25 protein-coding genes are annotated in these 25,891 nt (G+C 68.3%); 14 read left to right on the forward strand and 11 right to left on the reverse strand.

Annotated elements, in window-relative coordinates; all coding sequences use genetic code 11:
- The first annotated feature begins 41 nt into the window (after window positions 1–41).
- Window positions 42–338 carry a DUF2388 domain-containing protein gene (locus tag ACTT2I_RS07220; RefSeq protein WP_293982950.1) on the forward strand — a complete coding sequence of 99 codons (297 nt, stop codon included), beginning with the start codon at window positions 42–44 and terminating at the stop codon, window positions 336–338.
- Window positions 338–2,155 carry a DUF7844 domain-containing protein gene (locus tag ACTT2I_RS07225; protein ID WP_421100386.1) on the forward strand — a complete coding sequence of 606 codons (1,818 nt, stop codon included), beginning with the start codon at window positions 338–340 and terminating at the stop codon, window positions 2,153–2,155. The genes ACTT2I_RS07220 and ACTT2I_RS07225 overlap by 1 nt, the downstream gene beginning before the upstream one ends.
- Here ACTT2I_RS07225 and ACTT2I_RS07230 read toward each other — a convergent pair.
- Window positions 2,133–3,200, reverse strand: a complete 1,068-nt coding sequence (locus tag ACTT2I_RS07230) for an ATP-binding protein (RefSeq protein ID WP_421100385.1) — start codon at window positions 3,198–3,200, stop codon at window positions 2,133–2,135. The genes ACTT2I_RS07225 and ACTT2I_RS07230 overlap by 23 nt on opposite strands.
- The gene (locus ACTT2I_RS07235) at window positions 3,200–3,949 is read right to left on the reverse strand and encodes a response regulator (RefSeq protein WP_421100384.1); all 750 of its coding nucleotides are present in this window, start codon (window positions 3,947–3,949) and stop codon (window positions 3,200–3,202) included. Before ACTT2I_RS07235 ends, ACTT2I_RS07230 begins: the two co-directional genes overlap by 1 nt.
- 222 nt (window positions 3,950–4,171) lie before the next feature.
- Here ACTT2I_RS07235 and ACTT2I_RS07240 point away from each other — a divergent pair, with 222 nt between their 5' ends.
- Both ACTT2I_RS07240 and ACTT2I_RS07245 read left to right on the forward strand, forming a co-directional pair.
- Window positions 4,172–4,567 (forward strand): nuclear transport factor 2 family protein, encoded by a 396-nt coding sequence (locus ACTT2I_RS07240; RefSeq protein WP_421100383.1) that lies wholly within the window; start codon window positions 4,172–4,174, stop codon window positions 4,565–4,567.
- Between the two features lie 104 nt (window positions 4,568–4,671).
- On the forward strand, window positions 4,672–5,421 hold the full coding sequence (locus ACTT2I_RS07245) for an MliC family protein (RefSeq protein WP_421100382.1): 750 nt from the start codon (window positions 4,672–4,674) through the stop codon (window positions 5,419–5,421).
- Between the two features lie 45 nt (window positions 5,422–5,466).
- Here ACTT2I_RS07245 and ACTT2I_RS07250 read toward each other — a convergent pair whose 3' ends face one another.
- From ACTT2I_RS07250 to ACTT2I_RS07280, 7 genes are all read right to left on the reverse strand, one after another.
- Window positions 5,467–5,901: a hypothetical protein gene (locus tag ACTT2I_RS07250; protein WP_421100381.1), complete on the reverse strand. Its 435-nt coding sequence runs from the start codon at window positions 5,899–5,901 to the stop codon at window positions 5,467–5,469.
- A 16-nt stretch (window positions 5,902–5,917) separates the two neighbouring features.
- The gene (yeiP, locus tag ACTT2I_RS07255) at window positions 5,918–6,484 is read right to left on the reverse strand and encodes an elongation factor P-like protein YeiP (protein ID WP_019182972.1); all 567 of its coding nucleotides are present in this window, start codon (window positions 6,482–6,484) and stop codon (window positions 5,918–5,920) included.
- A 69-nt stretch (window positions 6,485–6,553) separates the two neighbouring features.
- Complete coding sequence (locus ACTT2I_RS07260; RefSeq protein ID WP_293982972.1) at window positions 6,554–7,324, reverse strand: SDR family NAD(P)-dependent oxidoreductase; 771 nt, start codon at window positions 7,322–7,324, stop codon at window positions 6,554–6,556.
- 52 nt (window positions 7,325–7,376) lie between these two features.
- A complete protein-coding gene (locus tag ACTT2I_RS07265; protein ID WP_421100380.1) occupies window positions 7,377–9,965 on the reverse strand; it encodes a sensor domain-containing protein in 2,589 nt (862 codons plus the stop codon).
- Window positions 9,962–10,855 (reverse strand): hydroxymethylglutaryl-CoA lyase, encoded by an 894-nt coding sequence (locus ACTT2I_RS07270; RefSeq protein WP_421100379.1) that lies wholly within the window; start codon window positions 10,853–10,855, stop codon window positions 9,962–9,964. Before ACTT2I_RS07270 ends, ACTT2I_RS07265 begins: the two co-directional genes overlap by 4 nt.
- Before the next feature lie 168 nt (window positions 10,856–11,023).
- On the reverse strand, window positions 11,024–11,410 hold the full coding sequence (locus ACTT2I_RS07275) for a VOC family protein (RefSeq protein ID WP_421100378.1): 387 nt from the start codon (window positions 11,408–11,410) through the stop codon (window positions 11,024–11,026).
- 10 nt (window positions 11,411–11,420) lie between these two features.
- Window positions 11,421–12,209: an enoyl-CoA hydratase-related protein gene (locus ACTT2I_RS07280; RefSeq protein WP_088434993.1), complete on the reverse strand. Its 789-nt coding sequence runs from the start codon at window positions 12,207–12,209 to the stop codon at window positions 11,421–11,423.
- A 113-nt stretch (window positions 12,210–12,322) separates the two neighbouring features.
- Here ACTT2I_RS07280 and ACTT2I_RS07285 point away from each other — a divergent pair, with 113 nt between their 5' ends.
- From ACTT2I_RS07285 to ACTT2I_RS07295, 3 genes are read left to right on the forward strand one after another with little or no spacing between them, the layout of a single operon-like run.
- Window positions 12,323–12,580, forward strand: coding sequence for a FeoA family protein (locus ACTT2I_RS07285; RefSeq protein WP_088434994.1), 258 nt, complete (start codon window positions 12,323–12,325; stop codon window positions 12,578–12,580).
- A complete protein-coding gene (feoB, locus tag ACTT2I_RS07290) occupies window positions 12,577–14,433 on the forward strand; it encodes a ferrous iron transporter B (RefSeq protein WP_088434995.1) in 1,857 nt (618 codons plus the stop codon). The genes ACTT2I_RS07285 and feoB overlap by 4 nt, the downstream gene beginning before the upstream one ends.
- A complete protein-coding gene (locus ACTT2I_RS07295; RefSeq protein WP_293982987.1) occupies window positions 14,433–14,687 on the forward strand; it encodes a DUF6587 family protein in 255 nt (84 codons plus the stop codon). Before feoB ends, ACTT2I_RS07295 begins: the two co-directional genes overlap by 1 nt.
- Before the next feature lie 35 nt (window positions 14,688–14,722).
- Here the strand turns inward: ACTT2I_RS07295 and ACTT2I_RS07300 are convergent, their stop codons facing one another.
- Window positions 14,723–15,484, reverse strand: coding sequence for a 3-oxoacyl-ACP reductase (locus ACTT2I_RS07300; RefSeq protein ID WP_421100377.1), 762 nt, complete (start codon window positions 15,482–15,484; stop codon window positions 14,723–14,725).
- A 94-nt stretch (window positions 15,485–15,578) separates the two neighbouring features.
- Here ACTT2I_RS07300 and dapB point away from each other — a divergent pair, with 94 nt between their 5' ends.
- The 7 genes from dapB to recJ all read left to right on the forward strand — a co-directional run bounded on the left by dapB (window position 15,579) and on the right by recJ (window position 24,762).
- Entirely contained in the window at window positions 15,579–16,319 is a 741-nt protein-coding gene (gene dapB / locus ACTT2I_RS07305; protein WP_421100376.1) for a 4-hydroxy-tetrahydrodipicolinate reductase, read from the forward strand.
- 240 nt (window positions 16,320–16,559) lie between these two features.
- Window positions 16,560–17,690, forward strand: a complete 1,131-nt coding sequence (gene carA / locus ACTT2I_RS07310; protein ID WP_293982993.1) for a glutamine-hydrolyzing carbamoyl-phosphate synthase small subunit — start codon at window positions 16,560–16,562, stop codon at window positions 17,688–17,690.
- Entirely contained in the window at window positions 17,690–18,244 is a 555-nt protein-coding gene (locus ACTT2I_RS07315) for a hypothetical protein (protein WP_443096853.1), read from the forward strand. Before carA ends, ACTT2I_RS07315 begins: the two co-directional genes overlap by 1 nt.
- A gap of 54 nt (window positions 18,245–18,298) precedes the next feature.
- Entirely contained in the window at window positions 18,299–21,541 is a 3,243-nt protein-coding gene (gene carB, locus ACTT2I_RS07320) for a carbamoyl-phosphate synthase large subunit (protein ID WP_421100375.1), read from the forward strand.
- Window positions 21,542–21,549: 8 nt separating this feature from the next.
- Window positions 21,550–22,014, forward strand: coding sequence for a transcription elongation factor GreA (greA, locus tag ACTT2I_RS07325; protein ID WP_026069738.1), 465 nt, complete (start codon window positions 21,550–21,552; stop codon window positions 22,012–22,014).
- Window positions 22,015–22,019: 5 nt separating this feature from the next.
- Complete coding sequence (locus ACTT2I_RS07330; protein WP_421100374.1) at window positions 22,020–22,940, forward strand: phosphoglycerate mutase; 921 nt, start codon at window positions 22,020–22,022, stop codon at window positions 22,938–22,940.
- A gap of 67 nt (window positions 22,941–23,007) precedes the next feature.
- Entirely contained in the window at window positions 23,008–24,762 is a 1,755-nt protein-coding gene (recJ, locus tag ACTT2I_RS07335; RefSeq protein WP_421100373.1) for a single-stranded-DNA-specific exonuclease RecJ, read from the forward strand.
- 16 nt (window positions 24,763–24,778) lie between these two features.
- Here recJ and ACTT2I_RS07340 read toward each other — a convergent pair whose 3' ends face one another.
- Window positions 24,779–25,825: a DUF1176 domain-containing protein gene (locus ACTT2I_RS07340; protein ID WP_421100372.1), complete on the reverse strand. Its 1,047-nt coding sequence runs from the start codon at window positions 25,823–25,825 to the stop codon at window positions 24,779–24,781.
- Window positions 25,826–25,891: the final 66 nt, after the last annotated feature.

Genomic DNA, 25,891 nt, shown 5'->3' on the forward strand with positions numbered 1-25,891 from the left:
AGCCTATACGCTCTGTGCTTTCCACCGCGAACGACACTCCGATGATGCGTCCGATCCTGCTCCTTGCCGTGCTCGCCCTGCCGTTGTCGGCGATGGCCTCCAGTTTTGCCGGCAGCTCCGCCGGTTCCGCGTCCGGCGCCTCGTCGGCCGGTTCGTCCAGCTCGGGCGATGACAAGATCGTGCTCGATGCGCGCGACGACGCGGCGGCTTTTGTCGCCAGCGATGGTGCCATCCGCGGCGCACGCCTGGAAGCGGCGCTGCTGCACCTGCGCGAGCAGAGTGTCGCGCAGCAGCAGGCCAGCGACATGGCGCTGGCCAGGACGCTGCTGGCGCGCTGATGCGACCGGCCGGTCAGGTCCGCCGCTGGCGCTGGGCGGTCCTGGTCGCGTGGCTCGCCGCGCCATTCGCACAGGCGGCCCTGCAGCTGGAGCTGCAGCCGCAGGGATTGAACGCGGCGCAGATCGTGGCCGCCGAGCGCGCCCTGCAGCAGGTGCGCACGCGCCTGCCGCTGCCATGGCAGGCACGCTTCCAGCACCCGGTGCAGGTGCGTTGGTCGGACACGCTCCCCGCGCACGTACATGGCCGCGCCCGCAACGGGGTGATCACCCTGCAGCGCGCCTTGCTGGACACGGTGCAGGACGGCCAACCGCTGCCGCGCCCGCTCGAGGCCGCGCTGATCCATGAGTTGACCCACGTGCTGGACCGTTCGCCGCAGGGCGGTTGGTCGGGCGATGCACGGCTGCGCGATCTGGCCGGCTGGCAGCGGCGCCCGTGGAAGCTGGGCCGCACCGCGAACGCCTTCAGTGGGCGCAGCCCGGACGACTATGAGCGCACACGCCCGGCGGAGTTCCTGGCGGTCAACGCCGAACACGCGCTGCTCGATCCCGATTACGCCTGTCGCCGGCCAGCGGTCGCCGCATGGTTCGCCGAACACCTCGGGCCGTTCGAGCGCACGGTTGACTGCGACAACCGCCTGCCGTTGATGCAGGCCGAAGAAGAGGCTGGCGCCGCGACCCTGCTGGAACTGGACCCGGCCCGGATCTACGCGGTCGACTATCTGCTCGCCGAAGGCAACGAACAGGTGATGAGCCGCTGGGGCCACAGCATGCTGCGGCTGGTGATCTGCGCGCCGGGCCGGCCGCGCGGACCGGCGTGCCGGATGGACCTGTCCCATCACCGCGTGTTGTCCTACCGGGCGTTCGTAGGCGATGTGCAGATCTCCAGCTGGCGCGGACTGACTGGATCCTATCCGTCGCGGCTGTTCGTGCTGCCGCTCAACCAGGTGATCAACGAATACACCCAGGTGGAACTGCGGGGGCTGTCATCGGTGCCGCTGGCGCTGGACGAGCTGGACATTGCCGGCCTGCTCGAGCGCGCTGCGCAGGTGCACTGGAGCTATGACGGCCGCTATCTGTTCGTCAGCAACAACTGCGCGGTGGAAACCGGCAAGCTGCTGCAGGAAGGCGTGCCGCGTCTGGCGTCGCCTGGGCTGAACCGGATCACCCCACGCGGATTGCTGGCCCGCCTGGAGCGCCAGGGCGTGGCCGATGCCAGCGTGCTCGCCGACCGGGAGCAAGCGACACGCCAGGGCTACTACTTCGCCTCGGCCGAAGCGCATTACCAGCACCTGTTCGATGTCGCCCGCCGGCAGCTGCCGCTGGGCACGACAACGGTGGGCGACTGGTTGCGGCAGCCTGCGAGCGCGCGGTCACCTTGGGTGGAGCAGGGCGATCTGCGCGCCACGGCGGCGCTGTTGCTGCTGGAACAGGCCGCCCTGCACCGCGAAGAACTGCGCGCACGCGACGCGTTGAAGCGGCTGCTCACGCACCCAGGCACGGGCGATGCCGCGGCCCGTGACACCCTGCGCGCACTGCTGGACGACACCGGCCAGCTGACCAGGCCGGCCGCGCTGGTGCGGGGCGACGGCTACGGGCTGCCGTCAGCGGACGAGCGAATGCAGGCGGCCGATGCTGCGGCGCAGCTCAGTGCGCAGGGGGTGCCGGCTTGGAAGGCGCTGCAGCTGCAGCTCAGGCAACGTCTGCCCGCGGCGCAGCAACGCGAACTGGCCACGATCGACCGCAATCTGGCCCGGCTCGGTGCGCGGATGCGCGACCTGGCCCGCCAGGACGGGGTCACTGCCGCGGCAGCTCGATGACAAAGCGTGCGCCGCCCAGTGGGCTGGCGCCGCAGACGACATGGCCGCCATGTGCGTCGGCAATCGCCTTGACCACCGCCAGCCCCAGCCCGCTGCCACCGCGCTGACGCGAGCGCGAGCCATCGCCGCGCAGGAACGGATCGAAGATCTGCTCGCGCAGCGCCGCGTCGATCCCGGGGCCTTCATCGTCGATGGCGATCTGCACATGGGTGGCGGTGTCGTGCACCGCGATGCGGACCCGTCCCGGCGTCGCGTAGCGGCGTGCATTCTCCAGCAGTGCCATCAGTGCCTGCCGCACGCGGGTGGGGTCGCAATGCGCCGGATGTTCCTCGCGCGAGGTCTCCAGTTCCAGCACGAAGCCACTGCTGCGGAAGCCCGGATCGACCAGGGTCATGACCGAGTGCACTTCCTGCACCACATCATTGCGGGCACGGCGGACCTCCAGGCGCGCGCTGTCGGCCAGGCTCAGCACACGCAGATCCTCGATCAGCCGCGACAGCCCTTCGACCTGGGCCAGCAGGCTGCGGAACTGACCTTCATCCGGCGCGAACACCCCCTCGGCCAAGCCCTGCAGGCGGCCGCGCAGGATGGTGACCGGCGTGCGCAGTTCATGCGCGATCGCCGCGTGCCACATCACCCGGTCCGCCTCGATGTTCTGCAGCCGCCGCGCCATCGCGTTGAAGTCGTCCACCAGCAGCGCCACTTCACCCAGCGAGCGGTCACCCACGGTCGCGCGCGCACCGAGATCGCCATCGGCCAGCCGGCCGATGCTGTCCACCACCGCGTTGAGCGGGGTCAGGATGCGCTGGGACAACCGCACCGAGGCGGCCACCGCCAGCGTCAACCCGATCAGGGTCACGCCGACCATCCAGACCAGTTCCGGGCCACTGGGCACCCAACTGACCGGTTCGTCCACACCGCCGGGATAGAAGGCCACCAGCACCGCATACAGCAGGTAGGAGCTGAGGATCACCATCACGATGACCACCAGCACCATCATCGACATCGACAGCACGATGTGCCGGCTCAGGCCCGAGCGGCGCATCAGTGGTCCGCCGCCAGCCGGTAGCCGACACCGCGCACGCTGGCCGGGACATTGGCCAGGCCGACATCGTCGAGTTTGCGGCGCAGCTTGCTGACATGGCTGTCGACGGTGCGTTCCAGCGCTTCACTTTCCGGCAGGCACTCGTGCATCAGTTCGCTGCGGCTGAAGATGCGCATCGGTGCCAGCGCCATACAGTGCAGCAGCTTGTACTCGGTCAGGGTGAGCAGCAGTTCGTGGCTGTAGCCATCGCCTTCGACATGCACGGTGTGATGTTCCGGATCGATCACCAGGCTGCCTACGCGCAGGATCTCCGGCGCGCTCTGGCGCGGGGCGTTGAAGGTGCGGCGCAACACCGCACGCACCCGCGCGGCCACTTCAGCCGGGTTGAACGGCTTGACCACGTAGTCGTCCGCGCCCATCCGCAGCGCGGTGAGCTTGTCCAGGTCCTGGTCGAGCGCGGTCAGCATGATCACCGGCGTGTCGCCGCGCTGGCGCAGTGTGTTGAGCACGGTCCAGCCATCCATGCCGGGCATCTGCACATCGAGCAGGACCAGGTCCGGCCGCGCGCTGCGGTGCAGGGCAAGGGCGTTCAGGCCGTCCTGTGCGCGCAGTGTGCGCAGGCCTTCGCGGGCCAGGTAGGCCGCGACGATGTCGGCGATCTCGGGTTCGTCCTCGACGATCAGGACCAGGGCATTGAGCGAATGGTCCCAGCGCGCGGTGGGGGCGCCGGGTGAATCGGAGGCGGTCATGCAGGGCAAAGCCGGAAGGTGCTTGTGCTCCATCGTATCTCCACATTTCCTCCATCGAAACCCCACGGAGGCCGCGCAGACTGGCGCCATCGTGATTTCGGCCGGTGTTCCGGCAGCTGTGCTGCAGATGAAGAGCAAGAAGGGGAACGCCGCCCCGGCGGCGGTGGTGCAGGGATGGCGCGCGTCCGGCGATGTGCCGCGACGGCGATGGCAGGTGCGTACATGAGCGCGGTGCTGCAACCGGCACACGTGGAGGCGGCCGAGGCGCGGCTGTGGGAGGCGCTGATCCAGTGGCAGCCGCAGCAGCTGCGCGCCTTGCTGTCACCGGCGCTGTTCATGACCGACGATGATGGCCGGCGCCAGGATGCGTCTGCCTTGCTGGCCGGTTGGAATGCGCGGCACATCCGCGTCGTTGCGATCGAGCGGCAGCAGACCGAGCAGCTGGCATGCGGTGCGATGGTGCTGGTAACGGGTGAGCTGCGCATCCATCTCGATGGCGGGCAGGGCAGGCAGCTGCATTGCATGCGCCTGCTGCGGGTCTGGGCGCGCTGCACGGGCGCACCCGGGGTGCATCTGCTCTCGCTGTGCATGCTGCCGGCGACGCCACGTACGCACTGAACCGCGTGTTCAGGCCTGCCGCCTGGGGTCAGCGTCGCTTCACCCGCTCTCACGGCGCGACAGGTACGATCAAGTGTTGTCGACGTTATCGCAAGGAGTCCCTCATGCGCGCATCCCCCTGGTTGTTGAGCCTGGCCATTACCGGCGCACTCGCCGCCTGCCAACCGGCCAACGAGAGTGGCCCCGCCGCCGCTGGCACGGAAGCGCCCCCTCCGATGGATGCCTCCACCACCGACGAGCGCAGCTATGCGTTCCGCTGTGGCGAGCTGGAAGTACACGCCACCTATCGCGGCCAGGATTCGGCCACGGTGGTGGTAGGTGACCGCACCTTCGCGATGTCCTCGCAACCGGCCGCATCCGGCGCGAAGTATGGCGATGGGCAGGGCAACGAATTCTGGACCAAGGGCACCACCGACGGAATCCTGATCCTCAAGGGCGAGCCGGACCGCACCTGCACCGGGAGCGGCGAACAGGGCGGCGAAGCACCGCCGGCCAATGCGGCCGCCAAGGCTGACACGCAGCCCGATGCCGATGCCGCGGGCGGGTTCCGCGCGACCGGCAATGAGCCCGGCTGGCTGGCCCAGGTTGGCGCGGGTGCCACCCCGGCACTGCATATCGAAATGGATTACGGCGAGCGCAAGCTCGAGATTCCCAGCCCGACCCAGGGCCGTGACGGCTGGTCCGGCACCGCGGCCGATGGCACGCCGGTCAAGCTGACCTTCCAGCGCACGGTCTGCCAGGACGACATGAGCGGGCAGGCCTTCGGGGCCACCGCGATGCTGACCGTCGGCGCCCGCCAGTACCACGGCTGCGGCGATTTCGCCGGTGCGCCGTCGCTGGCCGCCAAGCCCTGATCGAAGGGAAAGCACCGGATGCGCATCCGCGCGTCCGGTGCGTGGTCACATGCCGCGCGGGCAGGGGTTGGGTAGCGCGCGGCTGCGTGCATCCAGCGCCAGCTCGTTGCGGGTCCCCAGCAGCATCAGTTCGGTGTGCACCAGGCAGTTGTCCGCATGGCGCTGCAGGAGCTGATTGAACAGCCCGGTACGCTCGTCGCAGCTTTCGTGGATCGCGTAGGCCAATTCGCGTGCACGGTCTTCGTCGTACGCCTCTTCGCCCGCGAAGTGCTGGCAGGCGCTTTCGCGCGTCAGGAAGGCCTGCACGTCGCCGGGCATCGCACAGTACATGCGGATGTCCTCGGCCACAGACAGCTGCGCTGGCACCTCGCAGCGTGCACCGCCGCCGTTGTCAGCCAGCGTGGCGGGTGCGGCCGGTGTAGCCAATGTCTCACTCTCCACTGCCCGCGGCGAACACGCCGCGAGCAGCAGGAGCAGCATGGTCAGTGCAGACCGCTTAGTCGGCACGGCCGGCGAATTCACCGGTGGTGGTGTTGACCAGCACGCGTTCGCCGTTGGCGATGTACTCCGGCACCATGATCTCGATGCCGGTGTTGAGCTTGGCCGGCTTCGGGCGCTTGGTGGCGGTGCCGCCCTTGAGTTCCGGCGGGGTCTCGACCACTTCCAGCACCACGCTGGTGGGCAGCTGCACGCCTACGGGGGTCTCGTCGATCACCTGCACGTAGATGCCGGTCAGGCCATCGGTGATGTAGCCGGCGTCATCGCCCAGCACATCCGCATCGACCATGTACGGGGTGTAGTCCTCGTCGTCGAGGAAGACGAAGGCGTCCCCGTCCATGTACGAGTACGTGGCCTGGCGGCGCAGCAGTTCGACTTCCGGCAGGTTGTCGTCGGCGTCGAAGCTGGAATCGAGCTTGTTGCCGCCCGGCACGCTGTACATGATGAAACGGAAGCGGACGTTGCCGCCGCGGCCCTGCGGGGAGCTGCGTTCGATGTCGCGGATCTGGTAGACGCCGTTGTTGAATTCGACGACGTTGCCTTTCTTGATGTCGCTGGCTTTCATGGGAATGAAGGTCGGTTCGTGGAGGTGGCGGGTGCCGGAACCGGGCACCCAGCGGGGTTGCGTGCTCGCTTACTTCGGCGCCAGACGCACGGCGCCGTCAAGGCGGATGGTCTCGCCGTTGAGATAGGTGTTGCCCAGGATGTAGGCGACCAGGCCGGCGAAATCCTCCGGCTTGCCCAGACGGGGCGGGAACGGAATGGAGGCGGCCAGCGACTCCTGCACGGCCGGCGGCATGCCATCGACCATCGGGGTCCAGAAGATGCCCGGGGCGATGGTCATCACGCGGATGCCGAAGCGCGACAGCTCGCGGGCCATCGGCAGGGTCATGCTGACCACGCCACCCTTGGAGGCGGCGTAGGCGGCCTGGCCGATCTGGCCTTCATAGGCGGCCACGCTGGCGGTGTTGATGATCACGCCGCGCTCGCCATCGTCGCCCGGCGTGTTGTGCTGCATGCGGTTGGCGGCCGCCTTGGCGACGTTGAAGCTGCCGACCAGGTTGACCATCACCGTGCCCTGGAAGTTGGCCAGCGGCATCGGTGCCTCCTTGCCCAGCACGCGGCCGGCGCCGAGGATGCCGGCGCAGTTGATCGCGGTGTTCAGCCCGCCCAGGAAGTCGCAGGCGGCATCGATCTGCGCCGCCACGGCGGCTTCGTCGCTGACGTTGGTGCGGTAGTAACGCGCGTTGGCTTCGCCAAGCTCGGCCACGGCGGCCGCGCCCTTGTCGTCATTGAGATCGAACAGGGCGACCTTGGCGCCATGGGCGACCAGGTGCTGGGCCACGGACAGGCCAAGGCCGGAGACACCGCCGGTGATGACGGCGCGGACAGAAGACAGCTGCATTGCACGATCCCGCTGGTTCAAGAACCGCCGATTCTAGCGGAAGCGGCCGCCTTCACCGTTGTGCACTGCCCACGGCGACCTTCGCACGCAGTGCCAGCCGCCGGGCGAACTCGTCCGCCGCCAGCCCCGGCGCGAACAGGAAGCCTTGGCCGACCGAGACGCCCAGGGAGGTCAGGAACTGGCGCTGGGCCTCCGATTCGATGCCTTCGGCGACCACCCCGAGGCCCAGGCTGCGGGCGATGCCGCAGATCGCTTCGCAGACCGCCACGTCCGAACGGTTGGCCGGCACTCCCTCCACGAACAGCTGGCTGAGTTTGAGGCCGTGGATCGGCAGCCGGCGCAGATAGTTCAGCGCGCTGTAGCCTTCGCCGAAATCATCGATGGTGAGCAGCACGCCCATCTCACGCAGCTGCGCAAAGGTGCGCAGGGTGTCCGGGGCATCCTCGATCAGCACCCGCTCGGTGAATTCCAGTTCCAGTGCGCTGCCGGGCAGGCGGAATTCATCCAGTACGGCGCGCACATGCCGGGCCAGGTCCTCGCCGACGAACTGCCGGTAGGATACGTTGACCGCCACCCGCACGATGCCCAGCCCGTCGTCCTGCCACTGGCGCACCTGCCGGCACGCCTCGCGCATCACCCACAGGCCGATCCGGACGATGTCGCCGGTGCTCTCGGCATGGCCGATGAAGATGTCCGGGCGCAGTTCGCCGAGCTGGGTGTTGCGCCAGCGGATCAGCGCCTCGGCGGCGATCAGCTGGCCGCTGTGGAGGTTGACCTGGGGCTGGTAGACCAGATGGAACTCATCGTCGTCCAGCGCGCGGTGCAAGCGACTTTCGATCTGCAGGCGGTCGTGCTGGCGCTGGGCCAGCTCGGGCGAGAACACCTGCCAGCCGTTGCGGGTGCGCCGCTTGCAGTCGTACATGGCAATGTCCGCGTTCTGGATCAGCTGCTGCGGGCGCAGCCCATCCTGCGGCGCGCGCGCGATGCCGATGCTGGTGGTCACCGGGAATTCGTCGGAGCCGAAGCGGAACGGCGTGCTGAAGGCGCGGGTGATCGCATCGGCCAGCCGCTCGGGCTGATCGGCCTGGTCGCGGGTATCGCAGATCACCAGGAACTCATCCCCGCCGAACCGGGCCAGCAGGCCTTCGGTGCCGATCGCGGTCGCAATCCGGCGGGTGGCATCGATCAGCAGTTCATCACCGGCGTTGTGGCCCAGCAGATCGTTGACGGTCTTGAAGCGGTCCAGGTCGATGTACAGCACCGCGACCCGGCAGTGGGTCGGGTTGGCCATGCGCATGGCCAGGTCATTGAGTACCGCATCGCGGTTCATGATGCCGGTCAGCGGATCGGTGCGCGCCTGGATCCGCAGCGTCTCTTCAGCCTGCTTGCGCGCGGTGATGTCCTGCACGGTGCCGGCGATGCGCGCGGCATCGACATCGCCGGCCTCGGCCTCGCCGATCATGCGCACCCAGAACGAATGCCCGTCGCTGCGCTGGCCCTGCAGTTCCAGCTCGAAGGACACCTGGCGGTCGACCACCTCCAGCAGCGCCTGCTGCAGCTGGGCGCGGTCGTCCACGCGCAGGCATTCCAGCAGTTCGGCCATGTCGCGCATCGGCAGGTCCTGGCCGAGGATGCGGGTCGCCTCGTCGGTGAGATACAGCCGCTGCAGGCCGCGGTCCCATTCCCAGCCGCCGATGTGCGCCAGCGACTGCGCGCGGTCGAACAGTGTGTTGTTGCGCTTGAGTTCGGTGATGTCGCTGAACAACCCGAACACGTGATCCGGCGCGTCGCGCCCGTTGCTGTAGACCGGCACGTTGGTGGTGGAGATCCAGATCATGCGCCCGCGCGGGCGGTGGTACAGGCCGACGATGGTGCTGCGTACGATGCGCCCGCTCTGCAGCGACACACTGGCCGGCCACTGCTCACGGGTGAGCGGGTGGCCGTGCTCGTCCACGCTGATCCAGTCTTCGGGGGCCAGCATCGCCTGCAGGCTGCCGCCATTGCCGGCCGTCCCCAGAATGCGGTGCGCGGCCGGGTTGGCCGAGACCACCCGCAGCTGCCGGTCGAACAGGACGACGCCCTTGTCGATCGACTCCATCAGCAGCCGATAACGCGATTCGGCCTGCCAGCGGCTGCTCAGATCGCGCGCCACGGCCACGATGCAGTGCTCGCCCTGATGCTCGAACCCGGCCGAATGCACCTCCACCGGGAAACGGCTGCCGTCGCCGCGCATGTTGGTGACTTCGATGACGTAGGTTTCGCCCCGGTGCAGGGCCTCCCAGACCGGGTCGAGGTGATCGCCGGGCAGGTCGGGGTTCAACAGTTCGATCGGTTGGCCGACGATCTCTTCCCGGGGGCGGCCATAGGCGCGCACACCGGCTTTGTTGAGATCCAGGACGACGCCGGTTTCGCTGAGAATGCTGACCGGGTCCGGGACCGCATCGAACAGCGCGGCATACCGACGCAGCGCCAGCTGGCGCTCGTCCATGGCCTCCTGCAGGGCCTGCTGCACTTCTTCCAGCAGGCCGCGCAGGTCCCCCGGCGAGCGGGGGAGAGCGCGTTCTAGGGCGGCCAGCGCGTGGACGTGGGCGGTGAGGTGATCACCGACCGCAGCGTCCTTGCGCGGGCCGCCACGGTTCATGTCGCCGCCAGGGCCTTGCCGGTCTTGCTGCCGGTCTCGCGCCCCAGCCGTGCGGCCAGCCAGCGCCCGGTAGCGGCCAGTGCCGGCAGATCGATGCCGGTACGCATGCCGATGCCATGCAGCATGTAGACCACGTCTTCGCTGGCGACATTGCCGCTGGCGCCCTTGGCATACGGGCAGCCGCCCGCGCCGGAGACCGCCGAATCGACTACGCGCACGCCTTCTTCCAGGCAGGCGTCGATGTTGGCCAGCGCCTGGCCGTAGGTGTCATGGAAGTGCACGGCCAGCGCGGCCATCGGTAGTTCGCTGGCGACCGCCTTGAGCATGGCGCGCGCCTTGCGCGGGGTGCCGACGCCGATGGTGTCGCCGAGCGAGATTTCGTAACAGCCCATCTCGTGCAGCGCACGGGCGACACGCACCACCTCGCTCACCGCGACCTCACCCTGGTAGGGGCAGCCGAGCACGGTGGAGACATAGCCGCGCACCTTGACCCCGTCGGCCTTGGCCCGCTCCAGGATCGGCGCGAAGCGGGCCAGCGACTCGTCGATGCCGGCATTGGTATTGGTGCGGTTGAAGGTTTCCGAAGCGGCCGTGAACACTGCCACTTCCTGTACGCCCACTGCGCGGGCGCGGTCATAGCCCTGTTCGTTGGGCACCAGCACCGGGTAATCGATGCCCGGCCGGCGTTCGATGCCGGTATAGACCTCCGCGGCATCGGCCAGCTGCGGTACCCAGCGCGGGCTGACGAAGCTGGTCGCCTCGATGGTGCGCAGGCCGGTCAGCGAGAGCTGGCGGATCAGTTCGATCTTGTCGGCGGTCGCGACCGGCTGGGCTTCGTTCTGCAGCCCGTCGCGCGGGCCGACTTCGACGATGCGGACGACGTCATCCATGTGCCAGCCCTCCGCGAACGGAGCGACGGACGACCAGCACGGGGCGGGGTGGGGTAGAGATCACGGAGATTCCTGTCAGGCGAAAGGCGGCCCACGTTCCCCGGCGGGCCACGAAAGGGGGATACGCGGGATGGGCGACAAAGCGGCCATCCCGCCGGCGATGGGCGGTCAGCCCGGGTGGTGGCAGACCGCTTCGATGTTGTTGCCATCCGGGTCGAGCACGAACGCCCCGTAATAATCGGGGTGGTAATGCTCGCGGATGCCCGGGGGCCCGTTGTCGGTACCACCGGCCGCCAGTGCGGCGCGGTGGAAGGCGTCCACGTCGGCCCGGCGGGCGGCGCTGAAGGCGATGTGCACGCCGCCATGGGCGCCCGGGGCGTTGCCAATCCAGAAGTCCGGCTTGGCGGTGCGGCCGAAGCCGGCATGGTCATGGTCGCCGGTCTGGGCGGCCGAGACCTGCATCACCACCGTGATGCCCAGCGGCGCCAGGGCCTGCTGGAAGAACGCCAGGCTGCGTCCGAAATCGGCGCAGCGGATACCTACGTGGTCGAGCATGACGCTGTCCTCAGTCCTGGGTGACCCAATGCGGGGCGCGCTTGTCGAGGAAGGCCCCGAGGCCCTCCTGGCCTTCGGCCGAGACCCGCAGGCGGGCGATCAGGGCCGCGTTGTCGCGGTCGGTGGCGTCGCGGTCGCGGCCCAGTGCCACGCGCCGGACCAGGTCCTTGGCCGAGGCCGAGGCCACCGGGCCGGCCTTGTCGAGCAGGCCGAGCTGGCGCTGGACGGCTTCGTCGATCCGTTCCGGCTCGATCAACTGGTGTACCAGGCCGATGCGCAGGGCGGTTTCGGCGTCGAAATGCTCGCCGGTGGCAAACCAGCGGCGGGCCTGGCGCGGGCCGATCGCGTCAATGACATAGGGCGAGATCACCGCCGGCAGCAGGCCCAGGCGGCTCTCGGTCAGGCCGAAGCGGGCGCTGGTGCTGGCGATGGCGATATCGCAGCAGGCGACCAGGCCGACCCCGCCACCGAAGGCGGCCCCCTGGACCCGGGCGATGGTCGGCTTGGGCAGCTCGTCCAGGGTCCGCATCAGCCGGGCCAGGGCGAGCGAGTCCTGGCGGTTGTCCTCCTCGCTGGCGGCCGCCATGCCACGCATCCACTGCATGTCCGCCCCTGCCGAGAAGGAGGCGCCTTCCCCGGCCAAGACCACCGCCCGGACATGGTCGTCGCGTCCGGCGGCCTCCAGTGCGGCGGTCAGCTGGGCGATCAACGAGGCGTCGAACGCGTTGTGCAGCGTCGGGCGGTTCAGCCACAGGGTCAGCACCGAGGCGCTGCGTTCAATCCGTAATGCGTCACTCATGGGCAGGTTTACTCCATACATGTACAGATCATAGCGGGCCGTTGGTCACGGGCAATGACGCGGCGCGGCGATGGTAGAATTGATAACCATTCCTATCATCGAGAAGGCGCTCCGTGACGTTGTCCGATCTGGCGCTGTACAGCTCCGCCCTGGTGGAGTCCGTGCAGGAACTACACGCAAACGATGCGATCGCCCGCCGCCTGAAGGAGCTTGGCTTCGTCAAAGGGGAAGAAGTGCGTCTGGTCGCTCGTGGTCCGGTCGGTGCCGAGCCGCTGCTGGTGCAGGTCGGGTTCACGCGCTTCGCGCTGCGCCGCAGTGAGGCCGCCCGCATCGTGGTCACTGCGCTGCAGGCCCAGGAGGCACGCGCATGAGTGCCGCCAACGCCCTGCGCATTGCCCTGGTCGGCAACCCGAACAGCGGCAAGACCGCGCTGTTCAACCAGCTCACCGGCAGCCGCCAGAAGGTGGCCAACTACACCGGCGTCACCGTCGAGCGTAAAGAAGGCCGCCTGCGCGCGCCGTCCGGCCGCGAGTTCGCCGTGCTCGATCTGCCGGGCGCCTACAGCCTCCAGCCGGCCAGCCTGGACGAGGCGATCACCCGTGACCTGTGCCGGGGCTTCTACCCGGGCGAGGCTGCCCCGGATGTCCTGCTGTGCGTGATCGATGCGACCAACCTGCGCTTGCACCTGCGCTTTGCGCTGGAACTGCGCGAGCTGGGCAAGCCGATGATCGTGGCGCTGAACATGGTCGATGCGGCCGAGCGCCGTGGCATCAAGATTGACGTCCAGGCGCTGGAACAGGCACTGGGCGTGCCGGTGGTGGAGACCGTGGCGGTGCGCCGCAACGGCGCGGCCAGGTTGGTCGAGCGCCTGGATGCGATGGTGCCGCACCTGCAGGCCCCGGTGGCGATGCCCGCGGCGCAGGCCGACTACCACGCCCAGGTGCGCGACATCCTCGCCGCCTCGGTGAGCATGCCCACGCGTACGGCGAAGATCGATGACGCGCTGGACCGCTGGCTGCTGCACCCGGTATTCGGGCTGCTGACCCTGGCGGTGGTGATGTTCCTGATCTTCCAGGCGGTGTATGCCTGGGCGACGCCGGTGATGGACCTGATCGAAGCCGGCACGGCCGCGCTGGGCGGCTGGATCGGCGGCGCGCTGCCCGAAGGCCCGCTCAACAGCCTGCTCACCGACGGCATCATCGCCGGCGTCGGCGGGGTCATCGTCTTCCTGCCGCAGATCCTGATCCTGTTCGCCTTCATCCTGGCGCTGGAAGAGTCCGGTTACCTGCCGCGCGCGGCCTTCCTGCTGGACCGCATGATGGCGGCGGCCGGCCTGTCCGGGCGTTCGTTCATTCCGCTGCTGTCCAGCTTCGCCTGTGCGGTGCCGGGCATCATGTCCACCCGCAGCATCCAGGACCCGCGCGACCGGCTGGCCACGATCCTGGTCGCGCCGCTGATGACCTGTTCGGCGCGCCTGCCGGTGTACGCGCTGCTGATCGGCGCCTTCATCCCGCAGAAGCAGATCTGGGGCGTGTTCAACCAGCAGGGCCTGGTGCTGTTCGGCCTGTACGCGGCCGGCATTCTCAGCGCGCTGCTGATGTCCTGGACCATGAAGAAGTGGCGCCGCGACAAGAGCGAGCATCCGCTGATGCTGGAACTGCCCTCCTACCGCATCCCGCACCCGCGCGATCTGGCGGTGGGCCTGTACGAGCGCGGCATGATCTTCCTCAAGCGCGTGGGCGGCATCATCCTGGCGCTGACCATCCTGCTGTGGGTGCTGCTGTCGTTCCCGGGGGCGCCGGAGAACGCGACCATGCCGGCGATCGACTACAGCTTCGCCGGTCAGATCGGCCATGCGATGGCGGTGTTCTTCGCGCCGCTGGGGTTCAACTGGCAGATCTGCATCGCGCTGATTCCCGGCCTGGCCGCGCGTGAAGTCGCGGTCGCCTCGCTGGCCACGGTCTACGCACTGTCCGCCGCCGATGACGATGCCGCCAGCCAGGCGCTGACCCCGCTGATCAGCGATGGCTGGTCGCTGGCCACCGCGCTGTCGCTGCTGGTCTGGTACATCTACGCCCCGATGTGCATCTCCACGCTGGCCACGATCAAGCGTGAAACCAACTCGTGGAAGCAGATGGGCTTCGCCACGTTCTACCTGTTCGCGGCCGCCTACATCGCCTCGCTGATCACCTATCAGGTGACCGTGGCACTGGGCGGCGGCTGATGGAGACCGGCCTGCTGCTGCAGTACGCCGTGATCGCGCTGGCCGTGCTGGTCAGCGCGTGGGTGGTGATGAAAAAGCAGTTCCCGGGCACTGTGCGCAAGGCGCGCGGGGCGATCGCGCTGGGGCTGGTGAAGCCGCAGCGCGCCGCCTGGCTGCAGGCGCTGGGCCGCAGGATCGCGCCCCCGGCCACCGGCGGCGGTGGCGCATGTGGCGGCTGTGACAGTTGTGGGCCGACGCCGCCGAAGCAGCACTGAGGCTGCGGGAGGTGGAGCAGGCCCTGCGGGGTGGCTCAGTCCCGCACCAGTCCACCATCCACCACCAGGTTCTGCCCGGTCACCGCGCGCGACCACGGCGAGGCGAAGAACAGCGCCGCATCGGCGAACTCGGCCGGTGTGGTGACACTGCGCAACGGGGTGCTGGCCGCGATGTAGTCGAACACCGCCTCCGGCGTGGCGGCACTGGCATCGGTGGTGCGCAGCAGCCCGCCGGAGAGCATGTTGACGGTGATGCCGTCCGGGCCGAGATCGCCGGCCAGGGTGCGGGTCAGCGAGAGCAGCGCGGCCTTGGCCGCGGTGTAGTCGTGGTAGGGCACCACCGGGTTCTGGAACAGGTTGGTGCCGATGTTGATCACCCGGCCGAAGTGCTGCGCGCGCATGCCGGGCAGGGCGGCCTGCACCGTGTTGAGTGCGCCGCGCACGCTGCCTTCGAACTGCTGGTTGAAGGCGTCCCAGCCGATCACGTCGGCCTTGTCGCGCGCATCGCCGTTGAACGAGAACGTCGCCAGTGCGTTGTTGACCACCGTGGTGATGTCACGGCCGACGTGCTGGCGCGCCTGTGCGAACAGGGCATCGACCTGGGCGCGGTCGGTCACGTCGGCCTGGATCGCCACGCAGGCGCTGCCCAGCTCGGCCGCCAGCGCCTGCGCGGCGTCGGCGCTGGCATGGTAGTTGATGACGACCTGTGCGCCCTCGCGGACGAAGGCGCGGACCAGGTGCTGACCGAGCCCGCGGGCACCGCCGGTGACGAGAACGAGCTGCTGCGAAAGCTGCATGGAGAGGCTGCCAAAGGGATCCACCCGATAGCGTAGCAAGCAGTGCGCGGATTTCCCCTTGTGCACCGTCACTGCCACCCGCTAGCCTGCATGCATGACTACCACTCCCCTACGTTTCCTCATCCACGGTGCGTCCGGCCGCATGGGCCAGGCGCTGCTTCGCCTTGCCGCCGACAACCCCGCCCTGCAGGTCGTGGCCGCGGTCACCCGCCGCTCGCCGGCCCAGCGGGTGGTGGACGGCGTCCCTCATTTCGCCAGCAGTGAGCTCAGCGGCGCCCCCGAGTTCGACGTCGCCATCGATTTCAGCCTCCCCGAGGGCTTCGATCCGGTGCTGGCGCTGTGCGTGCAGCGCGGCGCGGGCTTCGTATCCGGCACCACCGGCATCAGCGAGGCGCAGCGCCAGGCGCTGATCCAGGCGGCGGGCCGGATTCCGCTGGTCTGGGCCTCCAACTTCAGCCTTGGCGTTGCGGTGCTCGACGAGCTGGTCGAGCGCGCCGCCGCCCCCCTGGCCGGCTGGGACTGCGACATCGTCGAATCCCACCACACCCAGAAGAAGGACGCGCCTTCCGGCACGGCCCTGACCCTGGGCGCGGCGGCGCAGAAGGGGGGGGCGCAGCCGCACTACGCCAGCCTGCGCGCCGGCGACATCGTGGGTGAGCACCTGGTCCAGTTCACCGGGCTGGGCGAGCGGATCGAGCTGACCCACCGCGCTACCAATCGCGACATCTTCGCCCGCGGCGCACTGTTTGCCGCCGCCCAACTGGCGGGCCGCGCCCCGGGCAGCTATCGGGTCCGCGACCTGCTGGATGGCGCCACGCCGCCGCCGGCCGTCTGAATGGGGTCAGGCCGGCCGACGGGGCGGGCGCCTGAACCGGCGCCATGCCCCCTGTCGGCCTGAATAGGGCAATTGCACGCGGATACTGGCGTCGCACCCGGGTTCCCTTTACAATTCCCGCTCGCCGAATCACGACAGCCGGACCGGTCCAGAACCGCAGTCCGCGCTTTTTTGCAGCCGCTTTTTCGTGAAGCGCAGGCGTGACTTCGGCGACCCCTCGGTAGCCAAAGTGAGATTTCCGTGACCCAAGCCGCAATCCTCGTCCTCGAAGACGGCACCGTATTCGAGGGCGAATCCGTAGGCGCGCCCGGCCTGTCCGTTGGTGAGGTGGTGTTCAACACCGCCATGACCGGCTATCAGGAAGTGTTGACCGATCCTTCCTACGCCCGGCAGATGGTCACGCTGACCTACCCGCATATCGGCAACACCGGCATGACCGACCAGGACGATGAAGCGGCCAAGGTGTGGTCGGCCGGCCTGATCGTGCGCGATGTGCCGCGCCGCCCGAGCAACTGGCGCAGCCAGGTGTCGCTGCAGGATTGGCTGATCCAGCGCGGCGTGGTCGCCATCTCCGGCATCGATACCCGCAAGCTGACGCGCATCCTGCGCGAGCGCGGCGCCCAGAACGGTGCGCTGATGGCCGGCGAAGGCCTGAGCGTGGAAACGGCGCTGGAAGCGGCGCGCAAGTTCCCGGGCCTGAAGGGCATGGATCTGGCCAAGGTGGTCAGCACCGACAAGCGTTACACCTGGACCGAGGGCCAGCTGGATCTGGACAGCAATGCCTTCGTCAACGCCGCGCCGCGTTTCAAGGTGGTGGCCTATGACTTCGGCGCGAAGCTCAACATCCTGCGCATGCTGGCCGAGCGCGGCTGCGAGCTGACCGTGGTGCCGGCGCAGACCCCGGCTGCCGAAGTGCTGGCGATGAATCCGGACGGCGTGTTCCTCTCCAACGGCCCGGGCGATCCGGAGCCGTGCGATTACGCGATCGCCGCGATCAAGACCTTCCTGGAGAAGAAGGTGCCGACCTTCGGCATCTGCTTGGGCCACCAGCTGCTGGCGCTGGCCTCCGGCGCGAAGACGGTCAAGATGGGACACGGCCACCACGGCGCCAACCACCCGGTCCAGGATCTGGACGGCGGCCGCGTGATGATCACCTCGCAGAACCATGGTTTCGCGGTCGATGAGGCCTCGCTGCCGGCCAACCTGCGCGTGACCCACCGTTCGCTGTTCGACGGCACCAACCAGGGCATCGCGCGCACGGACGTGCCGGCGTTCTCGTTCCAGGGCCATCCGGAAGCCTCGCCGGGCCCGCATGACGTCGGTCCGCTGTTCGACCGCTTTGTGACGATGATGGCCGAGGCCAAGGCGTGATGCGCAGCCCCGCGCTGCTGCTCTCGCTGGTGTGCCTTACCGGCGTGGCCCAAGCCGCGCCGGCGACCGATGCGCAGGTGCAGGCGGTCGTACAGAAGCTGGGCCTGGGCACGCTGGGCACGGACATGGCCAAGCTGATGGTCGACAACGTGCCCGCGCTCAATGCGCTGCCCGAGACCGATCGCCAGTGCGCGCATGCGCCGATCAAGAGCCTGCTCGACGCACAGTTCCGTCGTTCGGTGATCTCCGGCCTCGGCGACGACGGCGACCAGGTGATCGCGGAGTGGTCGCGCTTCCTGGGGACTCCCGGTGGCAAGAGCCTCTCCTCGGCCTTCGCCGCTGCGAATCCATCGACGATCGCCGAAAAGTCCAACGCGGATCTGAGTGAAACGGAGCGCGCCGAGGTGGCCACCTTCCTGGCCAGCCCGGCCTACGCCCGCTTCATCGCCACGCTCGACATCGAATCGGAGCTGCCCGACGACATCGGCGTGCAGCTGGCGAAAGGACTGCAGGACCAGTGCCGGATCCCGCTGAACCCCGACGATATTTCCTGATCGACAGCGTGCGATCACCCCCATCTGCCTCGCTGTCCAGACTTAGAGAAGACAATGCCCAAGCGCACTGACCTTAAAACCATCCTCATCATCGGTGCTGGCCCGATCGTCATCGGCCAGGCCTGTGAGTTCGACTACTCTGGCGCGCAGGCCTGCAAGGCACTGCGCGACGAGGGTTACCGCGTGGTGCTGGTCAACAGCAATCCGGCCACGATCATGACCGACCCGGAGATGGCCGATGCCGTCTACATCGAGCCGATCAACTGGCAGACGGTCGAGAAGATCATCGCCAAGGAAAAGCCCGATGCGCTGCTGCCGACCATGGGTGGCCAGACCGCGCTGAACTGCGCGCTGGACCTGGCCGACAACGGCGTGCTGGAGAAGTACAACGTCGAGCTGATCGGCGCCAAGCGCGATGCCATCCGCATGGCCGAAGACCGCGAGCTGTTCCGCGTGGCCATGGGCGAGATCGGCCTGGAGTGCCCGTCCGCTGCGGTGGCGCACACGCTGGAAGAAGCGATCGAGATCCAGACCCGCGTCGGCTACCCGACCATCATCCGCCCCAGCTTCACCCTGGGCGGCAGCGGTGGCGGCATCGCCTACAACCGTGAAGAGCTGGTCGATATCGTGACCCGCGGCCTGGAACTGTCGCCGACCACCGAAGTGCTGGTGGAAGAGTCGGTGCTGGGCTGGAAGGAATTCGAGATGGAGGTGGTGCGTGACACCGCCGACAACTGCATCATCGTCTGCTCGATCGAGAACCTGGACCCGATGGGCGTGCACACCGGTGACTCGATCACCGTGGCCCCGGCCCAGACCCTGACCGACAAGGAATACCAGCGCCTGCGCGATGCCTCCATCGCCGTGCTGCGCAAGATCGGCGTGGACACCGGTGGCTCGAACGTGCAGTTCGGCATCAGCCCGACCACCGGCCGCGTGGTCGTGATCGAAATGAACCCGCGCGTGTCGCGTTCCTCGGCGCTGGCCTCCAAGGCCACCGGCTTCCCGATCGCCAAGGTCGCGGCCAAGCTGGCCGTGGGTTACACCCTGGACGAATTGAAGAACGAAATCACCGGTGGCCTGACCCCGGCCTCGTTCGAACCGTCGATCGATTACGTCGTCACCAAGATCCCGCGCTTCGCTTTCGAGAAGTTCCCGGCCGCCGATGCGCGCCTGACCACCCAGATGAAGTCGGTGGGCGAGGTGATGGCGATGGGCCGCACCTTCCAGGAATCGCTGCAGAAGGCCCTGCGTGGCCTGGAAACCGGCAAGATCGGCCTGGACCCGACCGGTCTGGACCTGTCCAACGAGGACGACATCACCACCCTCAAGCGCGAGCTCAAGGCCCCGGGCCCGGAGCGCCTGTTCTTCGTCGGTGATGCATTCCGCGCCGGTTTCAGCGTGGAAGACGTCTTCGCGCTGTCGCACATCGACCCGTGGTTCCTGGACCAGATCGAAGAGATCATCCAGGCCGAGGCCGAGGTGGCCGCCGACGGCATCGATGCACTGGACGCTGCACGCCTGCGCAAGCTCAAGCGCGCCGGCTTCTCCGACGCCCGCCTGGCCGAGCTGACCGGCACCAATGAAGCAGCTGTGCGCGCGCTGCGTCGTGCCCACAAGGTGCGCCCGGTGTACAAGCGCGTGGATTCCTGCGCTGCCGAGTTCGCCACCAGCACCGCCTACCTGTACTCGACCTACGAGGACGAGTGCGAAGCGGCGCCGAGCAACCGCGACAAGATCATGATCCTGGGCGGCGGCCCGAACCGCATCGGCCAGGGCATCGAGTTCGACTACTGCTGCGTGCATGCCGCGCTGGCGCTGCGCGATGATGGCTTCGAAACCATCATGGTCAACTGCAACCCGGAAACCGTCTCCACCGATTACGACACCTCCGACCGCCTGTACTTCGAGCCGCTGACGCTGGAAGACGTGCTGGAGATCGTCGAGCTGGAACAGCCGAAGGGCGTGATCGTGCAGTACGGCGGCCAGACCCCGCTGAAGCTGGCGCGCGCGCTGGAAGCCAACGGCGTGCCGGTGATCGGCACCTCGCCGGACTCCATCGATCTGGCTGAAGACCGCGAGCGTTTCCAGCAGCTGGTGGACAAGCTCGGCCTGAAGCAGCCGCCGAACCGCATCGCCCGCAACGACCAGGAAGCCCTGCTGCTGGCTCGCGAGATCGGCTACCCGCTGGTGGTGCGCCCGAGCTACGTGCTGGGCGGCCGTGCCATGGAAATCGTCTACGGTGAATCCGATCTGGCCCGCTACGTCCGCGATGCGGTGAAGGTCTCCAACGATTCGCCGGTGCTGCTGGACCGCTTCCTGGACAACGCCGTGGAAGTGGACGTGGACATCATTGCCGACAAGGACGGCAACGTGCTGATCGGCGGTGTGATGGAGCACATCGAAGAAGCCGGCGTGCATTCGGGCGATTCGTCCTGCTCGCTGCCGCCGTACTCGCTGTCGGCCCAGACCCAGGCCGAGCTGCGCCGCCAGGTCGTCGAACTGGCCAAGGCCCTGAACGTGGTCGGCCTGATGAATACCCAGTTCGCGATCCAGGCCGGTGAGAACGGCGAAGACATCGTCTACCTGCTGGAAGTGAACCCGCGTGCCTCGCGCACCGTGCCGTTCGTCTCCAAGGCCACCGGCATGCCGCTGGCCAAGATCGCCGCGCGCTGCATGGCCGGCAAGACGCTGGCCGAGCAGGGCGCCACCAAGGAAATCGTGCCGGGCTACTACTCGGTCAAGGAAGCGATCTTCCCGTTCGCCAAGTTCCAGGGCGTCGACCCGATCCTCGGGCCGGAAATGCGCTCCACCGGCGAAGTAATGGGCGTGGGCCGCAGCTTCAGCGCCGCCTTCGCGCGTGCGCAGGAGGCGGGCGGCATCAAGGCCCCGCCGCTGGGCAAGGCCTTCGTTTCGGTCCGTGACCCGGACAAGAAGCGCGTGCTGCCGGTCGCCAAGGCCCTGCTCGAGCGCGGCTACACCCTGGTCGCCACCCGTGGCACCGGCGCGTGGCTGCAGGAGCACGGCATGGCCTGCGAGATCGTCAACAAGGTGGTCGAAGGCCGCCCGCACATCGTCGATTCGATCAAGAACGGCGAGATCGTCTACATCGTCAACACGACCGAAGGTCGCGCGGCGATCAACGATTCGTTCTCGATCCGTCGCGAAGCGCTGCAGCATCGCGTGACCTATTCGACCACCATCGCCGGCGCCATGGCGCTGGTGCAATCGCTGGAATTCCGCGGCACCGGCCCCGTCTGGTCGCTGCAGGAACTGCACAAGGAGTTGAACGCATGAGAGCACCGATCACCCTGAAGGGCGCGCAGCGTCTGCGCGAAGAGCTTGATCACCTGAAGTCGGTCAAGCGCCCGAAGGTCATCGCGGCGATCGCCGAGGCACGCGAACACGGCGATCTCAAGGAGAACGCCGAGTACCACGCCGCGCGCGAAGAGCAGGGCTTCATCGAAGGCCGCATCAAGCAGCTGGAAGGCGAGCTGTCGCATGCCGAGATCATCGACATCACCAAGCTCAACGCCGGCAGCAAGGTGGTGTTCGGCGCCACCGTCGAGCTGTCGGACGTGGAGAGCGATGAAGAGAAGCGCTACCAGATCGTGGGCGACCTGGAAGCGGACATCAAGCTGGGCCTGATCGCGATCTCCTCGCCGCTGGCCCGTGCCTTGATCGGCAAGCTGGAAGGCGATGCGGTCACCATCGACGCACCGGCCGGCCAGCGCGAGTACGAAATCGTCAGCGTCCAGTACCTGGACTGACGGCGATGGCCACGGCGACGTTGTTGCTGCCGGCGCGCAGCCGGTTTCCGGCGGCGCCGCTGCCCGATGACGTCGCCAAGGCGCTGGGGCGCGCGCAGCGCCACAGCGCCGAGCCGGGCGAACGCGCCCAGCTGCGTCGGCACTTCCAGGCGCAGCCGGACGCCTGGTCCGCCGCCGCGTTGACCCGCCAGCTGGATGTCGGCGATGCCGATGGGGCGGTGTGGTTGCGCGCCGATCCGGCCAACGTGGTGCCGGACATGCATGGCGCCCGCCTGATGGGGCACGGGGATACCCTGCGGCCGGATCTGGCCGATGTGATGCATCTGCTGCCGGCGTTGCAGCCGTTGTTTGCCGGGTTCGGTTTCGTACTGGATGCGCCGGTGCCGTCGCGCTGGTATCTGCGCCTGCCGCCGGGCACGACCCTGCCAGCCTTTGCCGAGCCGGACGAAGTGCTTGGCGATGATCTGTTCGCCCATCTGCCCGAAGGCGATGCCGGCCGCCGTTGGCGCGCCCTGCTGACCGAAGCGCAGGTGGTGCTGCATCAACATCCATGGAACCAGCAGCGCGTGAGCGAGGGCAAGCGCGCGATCAATTCGCTGTGGTTCTGGGGTGGCGGAGAGCTGCCCGAACGCGTGACCACCGCGCACGCCCAGGTCCGCAGCCGCGATGCGTTGTTGCAGGCACTGGCCAAGGCCGCGGGCCTGCAGGCCGATGGCGAGCAGACCGTGGATGCGCTGGTGGACCTGCGCCAGCTGCGCTCATTGGAGCAGCTGGGCAATGAGGCGATCCGCCCGTTGCTGGCGGCGGTCGCACGGGGGGAGTTGAAGCGGCTGGTGCTGGATTTCGAGGACGGCGCCCGCGTTGAGATCGACAAGACCCAACGCTGGCGGCTCTGGAAGAAGCCGGTGCAGTTGCACGATCTCTGAGTGCATGCCCAAGGACAGCCGGCCAGCGGTCGGCTCTGACGGTAGCGGGGCGGTATCATGCTCGCGCATGTCATTGATCGAGCCTGTTTTGACCCCGTCTGAAGCACCCCGTATCCAGCGCCGTCCTGCCGCCGCAGTCAGCGAGTGGCCGTCCTCCATGTTGCCCTTGCTGCAGCGCCTGTATGCCGCGCGCGGGGTCACCGATGCCGCGCAGGCCCAGCCGAAGCTGGCCCAGCTGCATGCGCCGGACCTGCTCGGCAGCATGCAGGCCGCGGTAACGCTGCTGGCCGATGCGATCGCCCGTCACGAACGCATCCTGATCGTCGGCGATTTCGACTGCGATGGCGCCACCGCCTGTGCGGTCGGCGTGCGCGGCCTGCGCATGCTCGGCGCGCGCGATGTGGTGCACGCGGTGCCCAACCGCATGCTGCACGGCTATGGGCTGTCGCCGTCACTGGTCGCCGAACTGGCCCCACTCAATCCCGGGCTGCTGGTCACCGTCGACCATGGCATCGCCTGCCACGCCGGCGTCAACGCGGCCAAGGCGCTGGGTTGGAAAGTGCTGGTCACCGACCACCATTTGCCGGGCGAGCACCTGCCGCCGGCCGATGCGATCGTCGACCCCAACATCAGTGGCGATGCCTTCCCGAGCAAGGCGCTGGCCGGCGTCGGGGTGATCTTCTATGTGTTGATGGCGCTGCGCCGCCACCTGCGCGAGCAGGGCGCGTACGCCACGGCCCCGGAGCCGGATCTGTTGACCCTGCTGGACCTGGTCGCGGTCGGAACCGTCGCTGATCTGGTCGCGCTGGATGACAACAACCGCGCCCTGATTTCGGCCGGTCTGCGCCGGCTGCGCAGTGGCAAGGGCTGCGTGGGGCTGCAGGCGCTGATCGAGGCCAGTGGCCGCGACGCTTCGCGGCTGACCGGCAGCGACATCGGCTTCGCGCTCGGGCCGCGCCTGAACGCGGCGGGTCGGCTGGAAGACATGGCGCTGGGCATCGAACTGCTGCTCACCGAAGACCGCGCCCACGCGCGTGAGATCGCCACCACGCTGGAATCGATCAACACCGAGCGCCGTGCGGTCCAGCAGCTGATGACCGACGACGCCGAACTGGCCGTGTCCCGTGCGGTGCTCAGTGCCGAGGGCGTACGACCGGTCGCGGCCTGCCTGTTCGATGCCGAGTGGCATCCGGGCGTGGTCGGCCTGGTCGCGTCCAAGATGAAAGATCGCCTGCACCGGCCGGTGATCGCGTTCGCGCCCTCAGAACCCGGCGGCGACTCGCTGCGTGGCTCGGCGCGCTCGATCCCCGGCTTCCATATCCGTGACGCGCTGGCCTTGGTCAACGCGGCGCACCCGGGCCTGATCGACAAGTTCGGTGGCCACGCCATGGCCGCCGGCCTGAGCCTGCCGCACGCGCAGTTGGCCGCGTTCGAGCAGGCCTTCGTGGACGTGGTGGAGCGCACGCTGGATCCACTGTCGCTGCAGCAGCTGCTGCTGACCGATGGCGAGCTGTTGCCGCAGGAACTGGATTTCGCCCACGCCGAGGCACTGCGCCTGGCCGGGCCGTGGGGGCAGGGCTTCCCCGAGCCGCTGTTCGATGGTCACTTCCAGGTAGCGCGCTGGCAGGTGCTCAAAGAGAAACACCTGAAACTGAGCCTGCGCGTGCCGGGCCGTGCCGAGCCGATCAGCGCCATCCACTTCAGCGGCTGGACCGGCAATGCGCCGGCCAACCAGGTGCATATCGCCTACCGGCTGGTCAGCGACGACTACCGCGGCGGCGGCGCGATCCAGTTGATCGTGGAGCACTGCGCCGACGCATGACCAGGCGCGGTGCGGCCTATTCGCGCACCGTCGTCACCAAGGTCGGCATCTCCCAGGCGCCACCGGCGGCGACCAGGCGGCAGAGCCCGGTGCTGCTGTCGGCGGTCTTCACGAACTGCGTGCCGGTCCAACCCCAGGCGGTGGAGGACCAGCAGTCGCCCAGGCCGCGGCCCTTGTGGGCCTCCTGGATGGTGCGCACCTCATCACCGACCGCTGCCGTGGTGACCAGCCGCGGCTGATACGGCGCGCGGTCGTTGATCACCCAGTAGCCGTCACCGGTGTTGTAGGCGGCGCGCCAGCAGCTCAACGACACCAGGAGCTTGTCGGCGCTGAGCCGCTGCACGGTCAGCGCTTCGGGTTCGCCGTCCGGTGACAGGCTGCCGCCTGGTCCCAGCGCTTCGCAATCGTCGGCCGAGGTCACCGCTGCCAGTGCGGCGCGCAGCGCGGGCGACGCCGCCAGCGCCGTGTCCGCCGGGCGGGTTGGCACCGGCTTGCCCAGTTTCACCACCGGCACCGGCAGTGCAGGCGGCACCGAGGATTCGGCCTGCGTGCCCTTGCGCATCAGCGCGCCGGGTGTGCCGAGGCGGCCCTGGAACGCATCCATCTTCAACAGCACGGCCGAGGCGCCCTGATCGGAAAGCGTCCAGCGCGCGTCATCGTCGCCCATCAGCTCGATCCGGCTGTTGCGTGCCAGCGAGGCGAGCAGGGCAGCGAGTTGCTTCGCGGAAAAGGTGGCGGTGCCCTCGGCGGCATCGAACTGCATCGGGCCCAGCGAGGTGCCATTGATACTCAGGCTCAGTCGCTTGGTGGCCGTGTTGTCGTCGTACTGGCCGAGCATCAGTTCCGCCTGCACCGGTTGATCCGGCCCGCCCGCGCGGGTGAGCAGGATCGAGACCGGGTCGCTGCCATTGTCATCGGCCTGATAACCGGCGGCGCGGCAGGTGCGGGTGTTGTCGCAGGCCAGCGTCCAGTCGTGGTGGGTGAACGTCACGCCCTCAACGGGGGCGGCGTAGCCGGGCAGGGCGAGCCCCATCAACAGCGGGGCGGTCAACAACAGGCGCATGCGGCATCCTTGGTCCATCAATCCGTGGAGGGCGATCTTGGCCCAGCACGGATGAGGCGTCCATGA

This window comes from Stenotrophomonas sp. PUT21 (assembly GCF_052232875.1).
In the GTDB taxonomy this organism is placed as follows: Bacteria; Pseudomonadota; Gammaproteobacteria; order Xanthomonadales; family Xanthomonadaceae; genus Stenotrophomonas; species Stenotrophomonas maltophilia_N.

Bases quoted from the DNA above. Each gene is read 5' to 3' on its own strand.
- ACTT2I_RS07220 (WP_293982950.1), top strand. From the start codon at position 42: ATGATGCGTCCGATCCTGCTCCTTGCCGTGCTCGCCCTGCCGTTGTCG.
- ACTT2I_RS07225 (WP_421100386.1), top strand. From the start codon at position 338: ATGCGACCGGCCGGTCAGGTCCGCCGCTGGCGCTGGGCGGTCCTGGTC.
- ACTT2I_RS07230 (WP_421100385.1), bottom strand. From the start codon at position 3,200: ATGCGCCGCTCGGGCCTGAGCCGGCACATCGTGCTGTCGATGTCGATG.
- ACTT2I_RS07235 (WP_421100384.1), bottom strand. From the start codon at position 3,949: ATGACCGCCTCCGATTCACCCGGCGCCCCCACCGCGCGCTGGGACCAT.
- ACTT2I_RS07240 (WP_421100383.1), top strand. From the start codon at position 4,172: ATGAGCGCGGTGCTGCAACCGGCACACGTGGAGGCGGCCGAGGCGCGG.
- ACTT2I_RS07245 (WP_421100382.1), top strand. From the start codon at position 4,672: ATGCGCGCATCCCCCTGGTTGTTGAGCCTGGCCATTACCGGCGCACTC.
- ACTT2I_RS07250 (WP_421100381.1), bottom strand. From the start codon at position 5,901: ATGCTGCTCCTGCTGCTCGCGGCGTGTTCGCCGCGGGCAGTGGAGAGT.
- yeiP (WP_019182972.1), bottom strand. From the start codon at position 6,484: ATGAAAGCCAGCGACATCAAGAAAGGCAACGTCGTCGAATTCAACAAC.
- ACTT2I_RS07260 (WP_293982972.1), bottom strand. From the start codon at position 7,324: ATGCAGCTGTCTTCTGTCCGCGCCGTCATCACCGGCGGTGTCTCCGGC.
- ACTT2I_RS07265 (WP_421100380.1), bottom strand. From the start codon at position 9,965: ATGAACCGTGGCGGCCCGCGCAAGGACGCTGCGGTCGGTGATCACCTC.
- ACTT2I_RS07270 (WP_421100379.1), bottom strand. From the start codon at position 10,855: ATGGATGACGTCGTCCGCATCGTCGAAGTCGGCCCGCGCGACGGGCTG.
- ACTT2I_RS07275 (WP_421100378.1), bottom strand. From the start codon at position 11,410: ATGCTCGACCACGTAGGTATCCGCTGCGCCGATTTCGGACGCAGCCTG.
- ACTT2I_RS07280 (WP_088434993.1), bottom strand. From the start codon at position 12,209: ATGAGTGACGCATTACGGATTGAACGCAGCGCCTCGGTGCTGACCCTG.
- feoB (WP_088434995.1), top strand. From the start codon at position 12,577: ATGAGTGCCGCCAACGCCCTGCGCATTGCCCTGGTCGGCAACCCGAAC.
- ACTT2I_RS07295 (WP_293982987.1), top strand. From the start codon at position 14,433: ATGGAGACCGGCCTGCTGCTGCAGTACGCCGTGATCGCGCTGGCCGTG.
- ACTT2I_RS07300 (WP_421100377.1), bottom strand. From the start codon at position 15,484: ATGCAGCTTTCGCAGCAGCTCGTTCTCGTCACCGGCGGTGCCCGCGGG.
- dapB (WP_421100376.1), top strand. From the start codon at position 15,579: ATGACTACCACTCCCCTACGTTTCCTCATCCACGGTGCGTCCGGCCGC.
- ACTT2I_RS07315 (WP_443096853.1), top strand. From the start codon at position 17,690: ATGCGCAGCCCCGCGCTGCTGCTCTCGCTGGTGTGCCTTACCGGCGTG.
- carB (WP_421100375.1), top strand. From the start codon at position 18,299: ATGCCCAAGCGCACTGACCTTAAAACCATCCTCATCATCGGTGCTGGC.
- ACTT2I_RS07330 (WP_421100374.1), top strand. From the start codon at position 22,020: ATGGCCACGGCGACGTTGTTGCTGCCGGCGCGCAGCCGGTTTCCGGCG.
- recJ (WP_421100373.1), top strand. From the start codon at position 23,008: ATGTCATTGATCGAGCCTGTTTTGACCCCGTCTGAAGCACCCCGTATC.
- ACTT2I_RS07340 (WP_421100372.1), bottom strand. From the start codon at position 25,825: ATGCGCCTGTTGTTGACCGCCCCGCTGTTGATGGGGCTCGCCCTGCCC.